The sequence below is a fragment of the Staphylococcus sp. NWU MKU2 genome (assembly GCF_033283605.1).
GTDB classification, from domain to species: domain Bacteria; phylum Bacillota; class Bacilli; order Staphylococcales; family Staphylococcaceae; genus Staphylococcus; species Staphylococcus haemolyticus.
Window position 1 is genome coordinate 342,929 of the sequence record NZ_JAVSMH010000002.1, and the last position, 17,930, is coordinate 360,858.

Annotated in this window: 19 protein-coding genes and 1 riboswitch; of the genes, 14 read left to right on the plus strand and 5 right to left on the minus strand. The window is 31.7% G+C overall.

Annotated elements, in window-relative coordinates; all coding sequences use genetic code 11:
• The first annotated feature begins 7 nt into the window (after positions 1-7).
• Positions 8-1,654, plus strand: a complete 1,647-nt coding sequence (locus SBL15_RS05130) for a glycoside hydrolase family 13 protein (protein ID WP_107611578.1) — start codon at positions 8-10, stop codon at positions 1,652-1,654.
• A gap of 170 nt (positions 1,655-1,824) precedes the next feature.
• A complete protein-coding gene (locus SBL15_RS05135; RefSeq protein ID WP_107609979.1) occupies positions 1,825-1,920 on the plus strand; it encodes a type I toxin-antitoxin system Fst family toxin in 96 nt (31 codons plus the stop codon).
• A 160-nt stretch (positions 1,921-2,080) separates the two neighbouring features.
• Here the strand turns inward: SBL15_RS05135 and SBL15_RS05140 are convergent, their stop codons facing one another.
• Complete coding sequence (locus SBL15_RS05140; RefSeq protein ID WP_053017292.1) at positions 2,081-2,944, minus strand: AraC family transcriptional regulator; 864 nt, start codon at positions 2,942-2,944, stop codon at positions 2,081-2,083.
• Positions 2,945-3,227: 283 nt separating this feature from the next.
• Positions 3,228-4,712 carry a glucose-6-phosphate dehydrogenase gene (gene zwf / locus SBL15_RS05145; protein ID WP_107611577.1) on the minus strand — a complete coding sequence of 495 codons (1,485 nt, stop codon included), beginning with the start codon at positions 4,710-4,712 and terminating at the stop codon, positions 3,228-3,230.
• 234 nt (positions 4,713-4,946) lie between these two features.
• On the opposite strand from zwf, the gene rnz reads away from it, so the two are divergent.
• Entirely contained in the window at positions 4,947-5,867 is a 921-nt protein-coding gene (gene rnz / locus SBL15_RS05150; protein ID WP_107611576.1) for a ribonuclease Z, read from the plus strand.
• Positions 5,868-5,980: 113 nt separating this feature from the next.
• On the opposite strand, the gene proC is transcribed toward rnz, so the two are convergent.
• Positions 5,981-6,796, minus strand: coding sequence for a pyrroline-5-carboxylate reductase (gene proC, locus SBL15_RS05155; protein ID WP_037537029.1), 816 nt, complete (start codon positions 6,794-6,796; stop codon positions 5,981-5,983).
• 512 nt (positions 6,797-7,308) lie between these two features.
• Here proC and SBL15_RS05160 point away from each other — a divergent pair.
• Together SBL15_RS05160 and SBL15_RS05165 are read left to right on the plus strand one after the other, a co-directional pair.
• Positions 7,309-8,064 carry an SDR family NAD(P)-dependent oxidoreductase gene (locus SBL15_RS05160; RefSeq protein WP_317955354.1) on the plus strand — a complete coding sequence of 252 codons (756 nt, stop codon included), beginning with the start codon at positions 7,309-7,311 and terminating at the stop codon, positions 8,062-8,064.
• A 14-nt stretch (positions 8,065-8,078) separates the two neighbouring features.
• Positions 8,079-8,321: a hypothetical protein gene (locus tag SBL15_RS05165; protein WP_037537033.1), complete on the plus strand. Its 243-nt coding sequence runs from the start codon at positions 8,079-8,081 to the stop codon at positions 8,319-8,321.
• A gap of 103 nt (positions 8,322-8,424) precedes the next feature.
• Here the strand turns inward: SBL15_RS05165 and SBL15_RS05170 are convergent, their stop codons facing one another.
• Complete coding sequence (locus SBL15_RS05170) at positions 8,425-9,333, minus strand: aldo/keto reductase (protein ID WP_107613695.1); 909 nt, start codon at positions 9,331-9,333, stop codon at positions 8,425-8,427.
• 81 nt (positions 9,334-9,414) lie between these two features.
• On the opposite strand from SBL15_RS05170, the gene SBL15_RS05175 reads away from it, so the two are divergent.
• The 3 genes from SBL15_RS05175 to xerD all read left to right on the plus strand — a co-directional run bounded on the left by SBL15_RS05175 (position 9,415) and on the right by xerD (position 11,495).
• Complete coding sequence (locus tag SBL15_RS05175; RefSeq protein WP_107611573.1) at positions 9,415-9,957, plus strand: NUDIX hydrolase; 543 nt, start codon at positions 9,415-9,417, stop codon at positions 9,955-9,957.
• A 104-nt stretch (positions 9,958-10,061) separates the two neighbouring features.
• Positions 10,062-10,508: a Fur family transcriptional regulator gene (locus tag SBL15_RS05180; protein ID WP_011275714.1), complete on the plus strand. Its 447-nt coding sequence runs from the start codon at positions 10,062-10,064 to the stop codon at positions 10,506-10,508.
• Between the two features lie 99 nt (positions 10,509-10,607).
• Positions 10,608-11,495 (plus strand): site-specific tyrosine recombinase XerD, encoded by an 888-nt coding sequence (gene xerD / locus SBL15_RS05185; RefSeq protein ID WP_107611572.1) that lies wholly within the window; start codon positions 10,608-10,610, stop codon positions 11,493-11,495.
• Positions 11,496-11,598: 103 nt separating this feature from the next.
• Here the strand turns inward: xerD and SBL15_RS05190 are convergent, their stop codons facing one another.
• Entirely contained in the window at positions 11,599-12,120 is a 522-nt protein-coding gene (locus SBL15_RS05190; protein WP_317955356.1) for a DUF309 domain-containing protein, read from the minus strand.
• A 93-nt stretch (positions 12,121-12,213) separates the two neighbouring features.
• Here SBL15_RS05190 and SBL15_RS05195 point away from each other — a divergent pair, with 93 nt between their 5' ends.
• From SBL15_RS05195 to SBL15_RS05220, 6 genes are all read left to right on the plus strand, one after another.
• Positions 12,214-12,945 (plus strand): segregation and condensation protein A, encoded by a 732-nt coding sequence (locus tag SBL15_RS05195; protein WP_037537038.1) that lies wholly within the window; start codon positions 12,214-12,216, stop codon positions 12,943-12,945.
• Positions 12,938-13,477 carry an SMC-Scp complex subunit ScpB gene (scpB, locus tag SBL15_RS05200; RefSeq protein ID WP_107611570.1) on the plus strand — a complete coding sequence of 180 codons (540 nt, stop codon included), beginning with the start codon at positions 12,938-12,940 and terminating at the stop codon, positions 13,475-13,477. The genes SBL15_RS05195 and scpB overlap by 8 nt, the downstream gene beginning before the upstream one ends.
• Entirely contained in the window at positions 13,474-14,211 is a 738-nt protein-coding gene (locus tag SBL15_RS05205) for a pseudouridine synthase (RefSeq protein WP_011275719.1), read from the plus strand. Before scpB ends, SBL15_RS05205 begins: the two co-directional genes overlap by 4 nt.
• 151 nt (positions 14,212-14,362) lie before the next feature.
• Entirely contained in the window at positions 14,363-15,088 is a 726-nt protein-coding gene (locus SBL15_RS05210; RefSeq protein WP_107613395.1) for a response regulator, read from the plus strand.
• The gene (locus SBL15_RS05215; RefSeq protein WP_142813145.1) at positions 15,069-16,826 is read left to right on the plus strand and encodes an ATP-binding protein; all 1,758 of its coding nucleotides are present in this window, start codon (positions 15,069-15,071) and stop codon (positions 16,824-16,826) included. The genes SBL15_RS05210 and SBL15_RS05215 overlap by 20 nt, the downstream gene beginning before the upstream one ends.
• 331 nt (positions 16,827-17,157) lie before the next feature.
• Positions 17,158-17,284, plus strand: a riboswitch (FMN riboswitch).
• A 64-nt stretch (positions 17,285-17,348) separates the two neighbouring features.
• Positions 17,349-17,900 (plus strand): ECF transporter S component, encoded by a 552-nt coding sequence (locus SBL15_RS05220; RefSeq protein ID WP_107611566.1) that lies wholly within the window; start codon positions 17,349-17,351, stop codon positions 17,898-17,900.
• Positions 17,901-17,930: the final 30 nt, after the last annotated feature.

Sequence of the window (17,930 nt, forward strand, 5' to 3'; positions counted from 1 at the left end):
CATAATTATGAATAAAAATTGGTGGAAAGAAGTAGTAGCGTATCAAGTTTATCCAAGAAGTTTTAATGATAGTAATAATGATGGTATTGGTGATTTACCAGGTGTAATCGAAAAATTAGACTATCTTAAAGACTTAGGTATTGATGTTATATGGCTAAGTCCAATGTATAAATCACCTAATGATGATAATGGATATGATATCAGTGATTATCAAGATATTATGGATGAATTTGGTACTATGGAAGATTTTGATCGTCTATTAAAAGGTGTACATGACCGTGGTATGAAACTAATATTAGATTTAGTCGTTAACCATACATCTGATGAGCATCCTTGGTTTATTGAATCAAAATCTAGTAAAGATAACCCAAAAAGAGACTGGTACATATGGGCAGACCCTAAAGATGATGGTTCTGAACCAAATAACTGGGAGAGCATTTTTAATGGTTCAACATGGCAATTTGATGAAACAACTAATCAATATTACTTCCATTTATTTAGTAAAAAACAACCAGATTTAAATTGGGATAATCCTGAAGTACGTGAATCAGTATTTAACATGATGAATTGGTGGTTTGAAAAGGGTATTGATGGATTCCGTGTCGATGCTATTACACATATTAAGAAAACATTTGAAGCTGGTGACTTACCTGTACCAGAAGGAAAAAAATATGCTCCAGCCTTTGATGTAGATATGAATCAACCTGGTATTCAGAATTGGCTACAAGAAATGAAAGATGAGTCACTAAGCCAATATGATATTATGACTGTTGGAGAAGCCAACGGTGTAAATCCAGATAATGCAGAAGAGTGGGTTGGAGAAGATAAAGGTAAATTCAATATGATCTTCCAATTTGAACATTTAGGTTTATGGAGTACTGGTGATTCTCAATTTGACGTTAAATCATATAAAGAAGTGTTAAATCGCTGGCAAAAGAGACTAGAAGGAATTGGTTGGAATGCACTTTTCATAGAAAACCATGATCAACCTCGTCGTGTATCAACTTGGGGTAACGATAAAGATTACTGGTTTGAATCTGCTACAAGCCACGCCGTTGTGTATTTCCTACAGCAAGGTACACCTTTTATCTATCAAGGACAAGAAATTGGTATGACCAATTATCCTTTTGAAAGTATTGAAACGTTTAATGATGTTGCGGTTAGAAATGAATATCAAATTGTAAAAGAACAAGGTGGAGACGTTGATCAATTATTAAATAAGTATAGAATGGAAAATCGTGATAATTCTCGTACACCTATGCAATGGAGCGATTCTACAAATGGTGGCTTCACAGAGGGAAAACCTTGGTTCCCAGTTAATCCAAATTATAAAGATATTAATGTAGCTCATCAATTAGAAGACGAGCATTCTGTACTTAATTTTTACAAAAAATTGATTCAATTAAAAAAATCGCATGAAATTTATACATATGGACAGTTTGATTTAATTGATGAAGAAAATGAAAACGTGTTTGCTTATACTAGACAATTAGAAGGCAAAACTGTAGTGGTTGCAGGTAATTTAACTGATAAACAAAGTTCATTAACATTACCATTTGATATCGATGAGGATGCAATCAAATTACATAACTACAATAGTCAATTAGATGCAACATCACTTAAGCCATTCGAAGCATTTGTAGCAGAAATTTAATTCATAAGCAAGGCTAGGACATACTTTTTGTCCTAGCATCTTTTTTATTGAAAAAATAAAAAATCATTTTACGGCCGTAAATAATACATGACTCATATATTAGGGATGATATAATAAATAAGTCGCCTATCTCTCAGGCGTTTATCTATACGCAGAGAGGGGGTGCTAAAATGGCAGATATTCTTGTGCACATCGTAGCCACAGTAACAAGTGGTTGTATTGTTGCGTTATTTTCGTATTGGCTTCGAAACCGTAACAATAAGTAAATAGGCGACAAGCCACACCAAAAAATCCCCTCACTACTGGCATAGTGAGGGGATTGGTGCATAAAATGCAGATATTCTTGTTACTTAGATTATAACACTTATCGTTATAGATTTGCAAAAAGATATGGTGCTTTGATTAAAAAATGTATTTCTTTGATATTTACAAATCATAATTTTCTTGTTCAATTGGCAACCATAATTGAATTTTAGTGAATGGGTCCTCAAATGAGATATCAAAGGGATATATTTCAACATATAAGCTATCTCTTTCATAAGGTAAAGTAAGTTGTAAACTTGATTCGATATAATACCAAGCTTCATTAACCGCATAGTCTATTTCACCTTGGAGATTAAATTTCGCATAATGTCTTCCAGGTAATATTCTACTTTCTAAATGAGATGGATATCTATCACTTGGAACACCAATAAATAATTCCAATCCATTATCTAATGGACAAGTGATTACAAATAACTCATATGGACTTATATTATTATACCTTTTTAAATCTTTTATTTTACCATCAAGAATTAAATCTTCTAAAAAATCAGGAACTTTATAAGGATTAGATAAATTATTTGCTTCAATATAACGTACATAACCTACTAATGCTATATCTTCCGTGGTATCTAGTCTATATGGATAAGGTGCTCGTTCAGTAGTTGTCAACTTTATATATAAACGTTCTTGTAATTTTAATTCATCTTTTTTTGTAGATGCTTGAATTGGTGAAATCCCATGAAAATCACTGAAATCATTCGCAAAATCATTTGAACTATGATAGTTATACTTTTTTGCGACATCTACTAACCTTGAAGAACTTTGAACCATTTCTTTAGCAGCTGCAGTCATTTTTCTTGCGTGTGCGTAGTGTTCAGGTGATTGTCCAACAATCATTTTAAATGATTGATCAAGATGGTAAGGAGAAAGACCAACGTAATCACTCAAATCTTGCAAATTAAACGGCTCTAATAAACGATCTTCGATAAATACAATTGCCTGTTGTATCTGCTTGATAACGTCCAAAACTCTCACTCCAATAAATTTACAATCATTAACTTTTATTTTACCTTATTTTTAGAAAATATACATCTTAACATGTGCCATATTGAGAATTTTTTAATAAAAAAGGGTGGTAGGACAGAATTTAAAATCAATTCATTGTCCCACCACCAAAAGAATAACTAGAGTTAAAAGAGGCTGACTATGAGCACATGCTCAATTTAGATAGCTACTATTAAAATAATAGTTGAACTCAAAATATTACTTTAGTCCAAAAGGCTTCACTATAGGCTTATCAATTAACTGTTTATTGAATATCATCCCACCAATGATTACCATCTCTACTTAATAGTAAATCACTTTCTAATGGTCCATTTGTACCTGACTCATAGTTAGGGAAGTTAGGTTCATTCATTGTCCATTCATCTTGTATAACATCAACAAACTTCCATGTAGATTTTAATTCTTCCCAATGTGTAAAGTTTGTAGCATCACCTTTTAAACAATCGAATAGTAAATTTTCATAGGCATCCACAGTATTCATCTTATCTTGAGCACTCATTGCATATGATAATTGAACGGGTTCGGTATCAATACCTTGGATGTTCTTTTTCGCGTTTAAATGAAGTGATATACCCTCATTAGGTTGAATATTAATAACTAATAAGTTTGAATCCAACAATTTATCGGTCTGATAGTATAGGTTCATTGGTACTTCTTTGAACTCAACTACAACTTGAATCGATTTAGATTTCATACGTTTTCCCGTTCTAATATAAAAAGGTACGCCAGCCCAACGGAAGTTATCAATTGTTAGTCGGCCTGATACAAAAGTTGGAGTATTTGAATCTTCGGCTACTCGATCTTCATCTCGATAGGCAATGACTTTTTCACCATCAATAAATCCTTCATCATACTGTCCACGTACAAAATTTTGTTTTACTTCTTGAGGATCAAGCTGTCTAAGTGATTTCAATACTTTAACTTTCTCAGCACGTATATCATCACTATTTAAGCTAATTGGCGCTTCCATAGCTAAAAGAGCAACCATTTGTAACATATGATTTTGTACCATATCTTTTAATGCGCCACTAGATTCATAATAACCTCCACGGTCCTCAACACCTAATACTTCTGAGGATGTTACTTGAATGTTTGAAATGTATTTATTATTCCATAATGGTTCAAACATCGCATTTGAAAAGCGCAAGACTTCTATATTTTGAACCATATCTTTACCTAAATAATGATCAATTCTGTATATTTCTTCTTCTTTAAATGAGCGTCTTAATTGATTGTTTAATTGCTCAGCCGATTTTAAATCACTGCCAAATGGTTTTTCAATAACTAATCGTTTAAAACCAGTAGTATCGGTTAAACCAGATGATTTTAAGTAATCCGAAATAATACCAAAGAATTGAGGTGCCATTGCTAAATAAAATAAGCGATTTCCTTTTAACTGATATTGTGAATCTAATTCATTTGAAAAACTCAATAATGAATCATAACTTTGTTCATCACTTACATCATGTTTAAAATAATAGACATGTTCCATAAATGCATCAATTTGATCCGTATCTTTGACATGCTTTTGGATAGAACTTTTAACTTGTTCACGAAAGACTTCGTTCGTGTAATCTCTACGTCCAATTCCAATTATTGCAATATGTTCATCTAAATTATCTTGTTGGAATAAGTGAAATAGTGATGGAAATAATTTTCTATGACTTAAATCTCCGGTAGCACCGAAAATAGTAATTAAACAAGGAATATGTTTAGAATGTTTACTCAAGTTCAAAACCTCAATTCTATTAATACTATGATTGTATTATTATAAATTATATTTGCACCGCTTCAAACTGATTTGCCTAATTTTCTTATTTTGCTAGGGCACTTATATAATGGAATGATGCACAATTTAATATCATTATAACTCAAAATGTATCTCATGCATTTATTTTATGTCTTTTTATAGCAAAAATAACCACATATGATAAAATATAATGAAGGAAAAGGAGGCATATGCATGGAAGTTACATTCTTCGGAACAAGTGCTGGGTTACCTACTAAAGAGAGAAATACTCAAGCTATAGCTTTAAACCTTGAGCCTTTTTCGAATAGTATATGGCTATTTGATGTCGGAGAGGGCACACAACATCAAATATTACATCATTCAATTAAGCTAGGAAAAGTTGACCATATTTTTATAACGCATATGCACGGAGATCATATTTTTGGATTGCCTGGACTACTAACAAGCCGTTCTTTTCAAGGTGGAGAAGACAAACCACTGACAGTTATTGGTCCTAGAGGTTTACAACAATTTATTGAGACTACTCTAAGATTATCTGAATCTCACCTAAACTATCCGATTACTTATATAGAAATTGATAATCATTTCACATATCATCATAAAGGATTCTCAATTAGTGCACATTTGTTAAATCATGGTATCCCTTCTTATGGTTATCGCATTGAATCTCCGACAACACCAGGAACAATTGATGTTGAGGCACTTAAATCAATTGGTTTATATCCTGGACCAAAATATCAAGAAGTAAAATCTTACGATAATTTTGAACATGAAGGACAAGTATATAATTCGGATGATTTCAAAGGGCCAGCTAAACCCGGACCAATTATATCCATCTTTGGTGATACAAAACCATGTCAGTCGGAATTGAGCATCGCTAAAGATTCTGATGTAATGATTCATGAAGCTACATACATTGAAGGCGAAAAAACATTAGCAAATAATTATCACCATAGTCATATTGAAGATGTTTTTGAATTAATAAAACAAGCTAATGTAAAAAGAAGCTTAATCACACATTTAAGTAATCGCTATAATCACGAGAATATTCAACTTATTAAACAACAATTAAAGACAAATGAAGACGTTCCAAATTTTGAATTTGTTAAAGATTTTGATACGTTTAAAATTTAAATACTACTAATACTTTAACTTTTTAAAATAAGTATAATTAAAATTACAAAGTAAGAGACTAGGATATAGAATTCATATAGAAATCATTATCCTAGTCTCTTTTACAGTAAAATTTAATTATCTTCATTTTTAGATAATTCAACGCTACGATGAACTGCCGCATTCAAACAATCCTTAAATATTGCTTCAATATCATGTTGAGCTAGTGCATTTAAACCCGCTTGAGTTGTTCCACCTTTAGAAGTAATATTTTTACGCAACTGTTCCATACTTAAATCTGATCTTTCAATCATCTTACTTGTACCAATAATTAAATTTTTAATTGATTCTTCAACTTGATCCTTCTCAAGACCTAAATCTGTACCTGCTTTAACATATTGTTCAAAGACATGATATAAAAATGCAGGACCGCTTCCTGTAATCGCAGTTACTTGATGTAAGTGGTCTTCATCTACCTCAATTACTGAACCAAAAGCATTTACTAAATCGATAACCTCTTCTTTTGATTTAGGTCCAAAATTTCCTGAAAAGCTGATACCTGTTACAGAATGACCAACTTGTGCATTTGTATTAGGCATAATTCGAGCGATAGGATTTTCAACATGTAATTGTTCCTGAATATAATTGATAGGTAAACCAGCCATAATAGAAATAAAGCGATTGTTTTCATTGATGTATGGTTGAATTCTTTGTGCTACTTTTTCGAAATCATAAGGTTTAGAACCTAAAAAGACATAATCTGCGTCTTGTAATAATTTTTCATCATCGTAGCTGTATTCAACACCTAATTCCTCAGCGAAATTTTTTAACGCTTCTTCATTCGATTTATTCGTTAAGTAAATATCATGTGACTTTAATTTTTTTGAATTAATTATACCTTTGAAGATTGCTTGTGCCATATTTCCTGCACCATAAAATACTAATTTCATTGACAACATCATCCTCACTCTTTAATTTATAAAACCATAGTAACATATAAGTAGCACTTCTTTTTAAAAAGTTAGTGCTACTATACACATGAGCTTTAGCTCAGGTGATCCATGTGCACTTCTTTTTAAAAAGTTAGTGCTACTATACGCATGAGCTTTGGCTCAGGTGATCCCTGTGCACTTCTTTTTATAAAAGTTAGTGCTACTATACACATGAGCTTTAGCTCAGGTGATCAATAAATGTCAAAATAAATAATATTATGAGAACTAAATTGCGAATTCGCAGTAGCTGACTGAGTTGAGAAGTCGCTTAATTTGAGCTTTTCTCAACTCTAGTCATCTTTGCGGGGGTGGAACAATGAATTTAACTAAAATTCTGTTCCACTCCCACTATACACATGAGCTTTAGCTCAGGTGATCCATGTGCACTTCTTTTTATAACAATAGATAACTTTATGTATGAAATGATTTAAGTTATCATAATCTTAATCATAATTAAAGAGGGTATTACTATGTTAGGTAAACATTATATCGTTACTGGAGGCACTAGTGGATTGGGGCTTGAAATCACTAAGCAACTTATCAAAAAAGGGGCTCATGTTACAATTCTTGCTAGGAACAAAGAAAAGTATAAACAAATCAATTTCAAACCATATGAAAAGAGAGTACAAATGCTAACTTGTGATTTGCAAGATAAAAATGCTATTAGCATGTTACCACAATTTATCGATACTCAAATTGACGGTATCATTTATAGTGCTGGCCTTGCGTATTTTAAATCGATAAGTCAACATTCCACTAATGAAATGTTAGAAACTTACGAAGTTAATATCATCGGTTTTAATTTATTACTGCATGCTTTACTCCCATATTTATCCAATTATGCGAGTATTGTAGGGATTTCGAGTCAAGCAGCATTCATCACACAGGCAAATGCGGCTCATTATGGTGCATCTAAAGCGGCTTTTAATGCAGTTCTGAATGCACTTCGTTTAGAACATCCCTCTTACCATGTCATGTCAGTTAATCCCGGACCTGTTCGAACGCCTTTTCACGAAAAAGCAGACCCAAGTCTCGCATATGCACACAAGTATGACGCAATGATGTTAGATCCAACACTATTAGCTAAAGATATTATTGACGGTATTATTAGAGGTAAATGTGAAATCAATCAACCTAATTGGATGCACTCCGCTTTAAAATTTTATCAATTATGTCCTAGATTTCTTGAATCGCTTTTTCCATTTTTATTTAAAAACAAACAGTAAATAGGAGTGATTGTATGTTATGTTGTGTGAATCGAGACGTCAAACAATGTATTGAGAATGTGAATACATTATCACCACAATCAATTTTTACTATTACAGATTTATTAGGACAAGACTATTATGATTCATTAGATTCTGCCGAACAATCATTTATAGATTTCAAATTTCATGAGCTAATATTAAGAGGGGAAATCATGAATGTAGTGATTAAAGAAGAAAGTGAACATGATAAACATAGATATTTAAAGCAATATTAAATAAAATCAATTTAAATTGAAACAAAAAGGTGTTAAGGACAAGTTTTTAATTTATTGTCCTTAACACCTAAGTCATTATTTAAAAATTAATTAAGCATGTTATCTATTTTAAATGTTGAGTATATTCTAAGTTCTTAACTCTTTCTCGAGCTGCTTTCACTTGATCAAGACTTACTTTTTTATTGTAATTATTAACGTTTTCTTCTAATTGTTGTGGCGAACTAGCGCCAACGATAATTGCGCCAAGTGCATCATGAGATTTTAAATATTCAAAAGATAACGCACTAAGATTACTTTCTATTTCTTTAACAGAAGCAATAGTTTCTCCTAAATCATGATGTGTATAATCAAATATGCCCTCACTAAATTTATGATCTAAAGCATCAATACTATTGGAAGTTAACAAACCTTTAAATACGGGTCCGCGTGCTAATACTTTAACGCCTTTCGCATGGATGTCATTCAATAATTGTTCTGGACGATTATCAATTAAATTAAATTGCGACATAATTGTCTCGATTTCACTATGTTTTAAATAATAATCAATAACATTTGGGCGTATTGAAGAAATACCATATGCCTTAATGATACCTTCTTGCTTTAATTCATTAAATGCACTAATCGTTTCGTCCAATGGATCATCTATTGTACCACCATGCAATTGATATAGATCTATATGATCTAGTCCTAATCGTTTTAACGATCCCTTTACACTTTCTTTAATATATTTCTTAGAAGGGTCCCATGTTGTACCTCCATCTTCAGTAGGGCGATTTCCAACTTTTGTTCCAATTACAATATCATCACGATTTTGATATTTTTTTAAAGCATTGCCCACAATTTCTTCATTAGTCCCTCTATCATAAATATCAGCAGTATCAAAATAAGTGATACCACTTTCGATCGCTTTTTCAATGATAGGTTCAGCATTATCATACTCTGTACCTAAACTCATACAACCTAACCCTAATTCTGAAATTTCGATGCCACTCTTTAAAATATTCTTTTGCATGTCCAATCTCCTTTCGATACACTTTAGGTAACGCATTCATCTTACCAATTTATATAATGAATTAAAAGGGACGTGAATTTAATGGAATTTAATGAAAAGACGTTTGATAGAACAGTAATTTATAATGGCAAAATTATAGATTTAGAAATTCATGATGTGGAGTTGCCTGATGGCAATACATCTAGAAGAGAATTGGTCTACCATAACGGTGCAGTGGCAATCTGTGCAATAACGCCTAATGACGAAGTATTACTTGTTAAGCAATTTCGTAAACCAGTTGAAAAAGCTTTGTTAGAAATACCCGCTGGAAAATTAGAACAAGATGAAGTTCGTGAAGAGGCTGCCAAACGAGAATTAGAAGAAGAAACAGGTTATGTGGCAAATAATTTAGAATTTATAACAGACATGTATGGTTGTCCTGGATTCACTAATGAAAAACTCACTATATACTTCAGCAATAATCTAAGCGAAGGGCAACTTAACCTAGATGAAGATGAGTTTGTTGAATTGCATAAAGTACCGATTTCAGATATAAAAGCATTGCTTGATAATCATGAAATAGAAGATGCTAAAACCATAATTGGTTTACAATATATATTATTAAATTATAATCATTCTAATTAAGTGCTGTAAATCTCTTGCATTTAATTGAAAATATTGGTAATTTAGTAATTGAAATATTTTCAATTTAAAATGATTATAATTATTGATAGAGGAGTGTCGCTCCCATGGAAGAACGATTAAATCGAGTTAAACAACAATTACAACAATCTTCATATAAATTAACACCACAAAGAGAAGCCACAGTACGAGTTCTAATTGAAAATGAAAAGGATCACCTAAGCGCGGAAGATGTATATTTAAAAGTGAAAGACAAAGCACCTGAAATTGGACTCGCCACTGTTTATAGAACTTTAGAACTTTTAGCTGAAATAAAAGTAGTTGACAAAATTAATTTTGGTGATGGTGTTGCACGCTTTGATTTAAGAAAAGAGGGCGCTAAACACTTCCATCACCATTTAGTGTGTATGGAATGTGGTAAAGTTGATGAAATTCATGAAGACTTATTACCTCAAGTTGAAGAAAGAGTAGAAACAGAATATAACTTTAAAATTCTTGATCACAGATTAACTTTTCACGGCGTTTGCGCTGAATGCCAAGCTAAAGGAAAATAGATTAACTATTAGGCTAGGACAATTTTAAATCATTGTCTTAGTCTTTCTTAATACTATTACATAAAAATGATTTGAGTTTATTCAAATAGAGGTGTTGTCATGGAAACAATTATCGAGGAATATTTAAAATTTATACAAATTGAAAAAGGGTTAAGTGAAAATACGATTGGCGCTTATCGCAGAGATTTGAAAAAATATCAATTATATATGCAAGAACAAAAAATTGCTCATATTGATTTTATAGATAGACAAACAATACAAGAATGCCTTGGTTCTCTAATAGATCAAGGCGCTTCCGCAAAATCCATTGCAAGATTTATTTCAACAATACGTAGTTTTCATCAATTTGCTTTACGCGAAAAATATGCTGCTAAAGATCCCACCGTTTTAATTGAAACGCCTAAGTACGAGAAAAAACTTCCAGATGTTTTAGATGTTGAAGAAGTAATTCAGTTACTAGAAACACCGGATTTAACTAAAAATAATGGGTATCGCGATCGTACAATTTTAGAGTTATTATATGCAACAGGCATGCGTGTTACTGAATTAATACAAATCGAGATAGATGATGTCAACTTAATTATGGGATTTGTTAAAGTTTACGGTAAAGGGAACAAAGAGAGAATCATTCCATTAGGTGACACTGTCATTGAATATTTAGATACTTATATCAATACTGTTAGACCTCAATTACTTAAAAAAACGGTAACGAATGTACTGTTTTTGAATTTGCATGGTCGACCTTTGACACGTCAAGGTATATGGAAGCTAATTAAACAATATGGTTTAAGAGCGAATATTACTAAAACTTTGACCCCACACACATTAAGACACTCGTTTGCTACACATTTATTAGAAAATGGCGCAGATTTACGAGCAGTTCAGGAGATGTTAGGTCATTCTGATATTTCTACTACTCAGTTATATACACATGTTTCTAAAACTCAAATCAGACAGATGTATAACCAATTTCATCCGAGAGCCTAGACCACAAATAAATACTCTTAAATTGGGAGTGGATTAAGAGTACTTTCATAAAAGTTTCCAAAAAGATATTTTATAATTAATGTAAGTCGAGCTACTCTACATTTTATTTTAAATCCTTTCCACTCCTAATATTTTGTTTTTCAATCATCGCTTGATGTCTTGCAATGATTACATCACTTCTATCTCGTTTTTTATGATGATTAACTATATATTCATCTTGAGTTGAATGTGTTGTAAATTTGTAATCTGGATAAGTATTAATAATCTGTTTTTCAAAAATATTATTTACCGGTATGTATACAGGTTTAAAAGATTTTGAATCTTCAATGGATTTAATTTGATTTAAAATTAATGTTTTATAATCTTGCTCATTAAGTTGCAACAACGTTTTATCATTTGCTTTTTCAAAAGTGCCCAATGACTTTTTCAAAGTTACAAGTGCACCTTTTGTATTACCTCTTCTATAATGGTACATAGCAGTTGAAAATAAAATTAAACTCACTATGCCATCCTTTTTAGAAAAATTTATATTTGATTTCCATGCTTCTTCCAAAATATCATGACATAAGAAATAATGTTGGTGATTGTGAAAATAATAATAAAAATCGATTAGGGCTTTGTCCAATACATCTCATCCTTAATTTAATGTTTGTATTATTCATGCTATAATATTTTAGTAAATTATGCACGATAGAGATTCAATATGAGGACGATTAATATGTATGAAGTAAAATTAGATGCCTTTAATGGCCCATTAGATTTGCTACTCCACTTAATTCAAAAATATGAAATTGATATTTATGATATACCAATGAAATCATTAACAGAGCAATATATGCAATATGTCCACGCTATGAAGCAACTAGAAATTAATGTAGCTAGTGAATATTTAGTTATGGCTTCAGAGCTATTAATGATAAAAAGTAAATTATTACTCCCTCAACATGATGTAGACGATAACCTTGAAGAAGATCCACGTGAAGATTTGGTAGGTCGATTAATTGAATATCAAAATTATAAAGAATACACACAATTGTTAACTGAGAAAAAAGAAGAGCGAGAGCACTATTTTACTAAACACCCAACTGACTTATCCCATCTTGAGAAAAACGTCACATGGGATGAGAGCCAAACCTTAGATTTAACGGATTTAATTGTTGCTTATCAACGTGTTAAAAGCAGATTAGCTCTTAGTAAGCCTAAGACAGTTGAAATAATTAAAGAAAGTTTCACTATTCAACAAGCCACTGAAAAGGTAACGACACAATTAAAGCATCATACATCTTTTAACTTCTTCAGTTTATTTACTTTTAGCGAACCAATAGAACAGGTGGTTACTCACTTTTTAGCTATATTGGAGATGTCTAAATCAGGAGTAATCAACATAGAACAAGTTAGAAGTTTTGATGATATACGTATCATTAGAGGAGTGAATTTTAATATTGGATAAACACGGAATCATAGAAGCATTACTATACACAGCTGGGGATGAAGGGCTTGACGAAAAGCAATTATTAGAAATTCTCGATATTAATCAAGCTAAATTATCTGAATTAATTTCATCATACACCTCTAGTGGTTTGATAATTCAAAAATTTGGTTCAACATATATTTTAACTTCAAAAAAAGAAGCTTCACCTTATATTGAACAATTAATTGAACAAAAATCTAATATGAAGTTATCTCAAGCTGCAATGGAAACATTATCAATTATTGCATATAATCAGCCATTGAGTCGTAGTGACATAGAATTAATTAGAGGAATTAATTCTGATGGAGCAGTTAGAACATTAATTGCACGTGGATTAATTGAAGCTAAAGATGTAGAAAATTCTCGTAGTCATGCTTTACAAACAACGGATTTGTTTTTAAATGTATTTGGAATAGAAAAAATTGAAGATTTACCAACAACTGAAGAAGATGAAGAAGAAATGGAAGATTTCTTTAGTAATTTAGTAAATCAAAAAGGAGATACAAAATGAGTAAAGAATTAGAAAGGCTTCAAAAACGAATTGCTAATAGTGGATACACATCACGCAGAAAAGCTGAAACTTTAATTACCGAAGGCAAAGTTAAAGTTAACGGGCAAACCGTAACTGAATTAGGTACTAAAGTAAAAAGTTCTGATACAGTTGAGGTTGAAGGGATTAAAATTGAACAAGAAGACAAAATGTATATTTTGTTCTATAAACCAACTCAAGTTATAACAAGTGTGTCTGACGATAGAGGACGAACTGTGGTTACTGACTACTTTAAAGATTTAGAGACAAGAATTTATCCTGTTGGTAGATTAGATTATGATACATCAGGATTATTGTTACTTACTAATGATGGCGAATTTACAAACTTAATGACTCACCCAAGATATCATATTCAAAAAAAATATGTGGCTAAATTAAAAGGTTACCTCATGAGAGAAGAAGTTAAAGCTTTAGAAAATGGGATTGAACTTGAAGATGGTTTTACTCAACCAGCTCAAGTCAAAGTAAAAAAGCAAGATAAAGATAAAAATATTACACTTGTAGAAATCACTATTAGTGAAGGACGAAATCGACAAGTTCGTCGTATGTTCGAGCATTTTGGACATCAAGTTGATAAATTAACAAGAATTGAGTTCGGCAACTTGAATCTTAAAGGATTAAATGCAGGTGAGGGCAGAGTACTGACACCTCATGAAGTTAAAGTACTAAGACATATGGCAGAAAATGGAAAATAAATGAAGTAAATTTTACAATAGCAAGAGAAATTAAATGATATTAATTTCTCTTGCTATTTTTTTCACAAAGTTAACTTTAAAGTAAAGCTTTCAATCATGCTGTATGCTATAATAATGAGTGAATTGAGCATGTGTAGGAGGTATAAACATAATGACAAATGAAATATTAATTGTAGACGATGAGGATAGAATCAGAAGATTATTAAAACTATACCTAGAGAGAGAATCGTTTACGATTCATGAAGCAAGTAATGGCAAAGAAGCTTATAATCTTGCTATTGAAAATGACTATGCGTGCATACTTTTAGACTTGATGTTACCAGAAATGGATGGTATTGAAGTAGCATCTAAGTTACGTGAACATAAAGACACGCCTATTATTATGCTTACAGCTAAAGGCGAAGAAACAAATAGGGTAGAAGGATTTGAGTCTGGCGCAGATGATTATATCGTCAAACCATTCTCACCAAGAGAGGTTGTTCTAAGAGTAAAAGCATTATTACGTAGAACGCAATCTTCTAAACCTGAACAAAGTGAACCTCATGCAAGAGATGTTATTGAATTTAATCATTTAATTATTGATAATGATGCGCATCGAGTATTAGCAGATAACCAACAAGTTAATTTAACTCCAAAAGAGTACGAATTACTTATTTATTTAGCTAAGACGCCTAATAAAGTGTTTGATCGTGAACAACTTTTAAAAGAAGTATGGCATTATGAATTTTATGGTGATTTAAGAACAGTAGACACTCATGTTAAACGCCTGCGTGAGAAACTAAATCGTGTATCAGAAGATGCTGCACATATGATTCAAACTGTTTGGGGTGTTGGTTACAAATTCGAGGTAAAGTCTAATGACGAACCGACTAAATAGTGTGGTAATAAAACTGTGGTTAACTATACTTTTCATAGTAACGACAGTTTTAATTTTATTAAGTGCGGCATTAATTACTTTTATACAATACTACTACACACAGCAAACTGAAAATGCTATAAGAGAAGATGCGTCTAGAATCAGCCACTTAGTTGAACAAGCTGATAATAAAACTTTAGCCATAGAACACAGCCAACAATTAATAGATGGATCAGGTGGCGTTATTATAATGGCTAATAAGTCTTCAAGTATTAAAAGTTCAAATAGCAATACTAAAGACAAAATGCTTGAAGAGATACACAAGAATTCGCAATTCCAACGCGTCTTCTCTCAAGGAAAGTCTACCACTCAAAATATAACAATAAGTAACAACGGTAATTCCCATTCCTATATTTTGTTAGGCTATCCTATGAAAGCGCAAGAAAATGCAAATTCAAAATATAGTGCAGTATTCATTTATCAAGATTTAAAGTCTATTGAAGATACTAATAATGCAATTACCATTATCATTTTAATCACCGCCATTATATTTATCGCTGTTTCAACAATATTTGCATTCTTTTTATCAAATAGAATTACTAAACCTTTACGACAACTTAGAACTCAAGCTATTAATATTTCTAAAGGTGATTATTCAAAACAGACAAGTGTTTCAACTAAAGATGAGATAGGCGAATTATCACATACGTTTAATAATATGAGTTCTGAAATACAAGAGAATATAGAGGCACTTTCAACTCAAAAAAATATAAGAGATAGTTTGATTAATTCTATGATTGAAGGTGTATTGGGTTTAAATGATAAGAGGGAAGTTATTCTTTCAAATAAAATGGCTGACGATATTATCAAATCAATAGACAAAACTGTATATAAAGAAATTGAAAAGCAAATTGAAACTACAATTGTTTCAAAAGACACCGAATTCCAAGAATATGAGATTAACAACAAATATTACGTCATAATCATGAGTTATGTAGAGAGAATTCAACAAGATGGCCGTAGTGGAATTGTAGTCATTATAAGAGATATGACTAATGAACATAATTTAGATCAGATGAAGAAAGATTTCATTGCCAATGTTTCACATGAATTACGTACACCTATTTCGTTATTACAAGGTTATACTGAATCAATTGTAGATGGTATTGTCACTGAACCAGAAGAAATTCGAGATTCTTTATCAATTGTATTAGATGAAACGAAACGTTTAAATCGATTAGTAAATGAATTATTAAATGTGGCTCGCATGGATGCAGAGGGTTTAACTGTTAATAAAGAAAAACAACCTATTAAACCTTTACTATCTAAAATGCAAATGAAATATAGACAACAGGCTGAGGATTTAGAATTAAATATGTCATTAGAACCAAACATCGGTGATGAATTGTGGGAATACGATGCCGATCGCATAGACCAAGTTCTAACAAATTTAATTGACAATGCCACACGTTATACTCAACCAGGTGATTCAATATCAATTACAACAACTACGGATGATTCCTATCAAACGTTGTACATTAAAGATACTGGGAGTGGCATATCTCCAGAGCATCTTGAACTCGTATTCGACAGATTTTATAAAGTAGAGGCTTCAAGAACTAGAGGTAAACAGGGAACTGGTTTAGGACTATTTATATGTAAAATGATAATCGAAGAACATGGTGGTACTATTAAAGTTGAAAGTGAAGTAAACAAAGGTACAACATTCATAATTAAGTTACCAAAGCCTAAAAATTAATATGCCTATTAATATATTTATTTTATCTAAGAGCAAGAGCCTGGGACATAAATAATATGATGATGCTATTTTGCAAATTCGCAGTAGCTGACTGAACTGAAAATGCGCTTAAATCAAGCTTTTTTCAGTTCTATTCATCCTTGCGGGCGGGGCCCCAACAAAGAGAATTTCACTAAGAAATTCTACAAGCAAAGCAAGTTGGGAGTGGGACGACGAATTTAAAAAGAATTCTGTCCCACTCCCATTTCTCTTTTTTAAATAAGTCTAAGCACCATTATTGCGCAATGCTTTCACATAAGGTAATATAAAAATTAAATTAATCAATTATATAATTCATCTTCGGGGTAGGGTGCAATTCCCAACCGGCAGTAAATTAAGCCTGCGACCCGCTTCTTTGAAGTGGCTGATTCAGTGGAAATCTGAAGCCGACAGTATAGTCTGGATGAGAGAAGATGGAGGTTTTTTTGTTGTGCAAAATTATCTCCTATTCTATGTAAGATGAATGGAAGGAGAAAATTAAATATGCAACAAAACAAACGTCTTATCACTATTAGCATGTTAAGTGCCATAGCGTTTATTTTAACATTCATTAAATTTCCGCTACCTTTTTTACCACCATACTTAACATTAGACTTTAGTGATGTTCCAACTTTATTAGCAACATTTCTTTTAGGTCCCGTTGCTGGTATTTTAGTAGCACTTATCAAAAATATACTTAATTTTTTATTCAATATGGGAGATCCTGTTGGTCCAGTTGCCAATTTTTTAGCAGGTGTTAGTTTCTTGTTATCCGCTTATTATGTAACTAAGCGTCAGGGCCGTCAAGGAGATACACCACGTTCATTGGTTATGGGGCTAGCTATAGGTACTATAGTGATGACTATCGTACTTAGTATACTGAATTACTTTGTTTTACTTCCACTATATGGAATGATTTTTAATTTAGGTGATGTCTTTAACAATCTAAAAATTATCATTTTATCAGGTGTTATACCTTTCAATATTATAAAAGGTATCGTGATTTCAATTATATTTGCGCTTTTATACAGAAGATTAAAACGCGTATTATCATAAAAAACCTCCTAATGTTGAACTCATTATTCA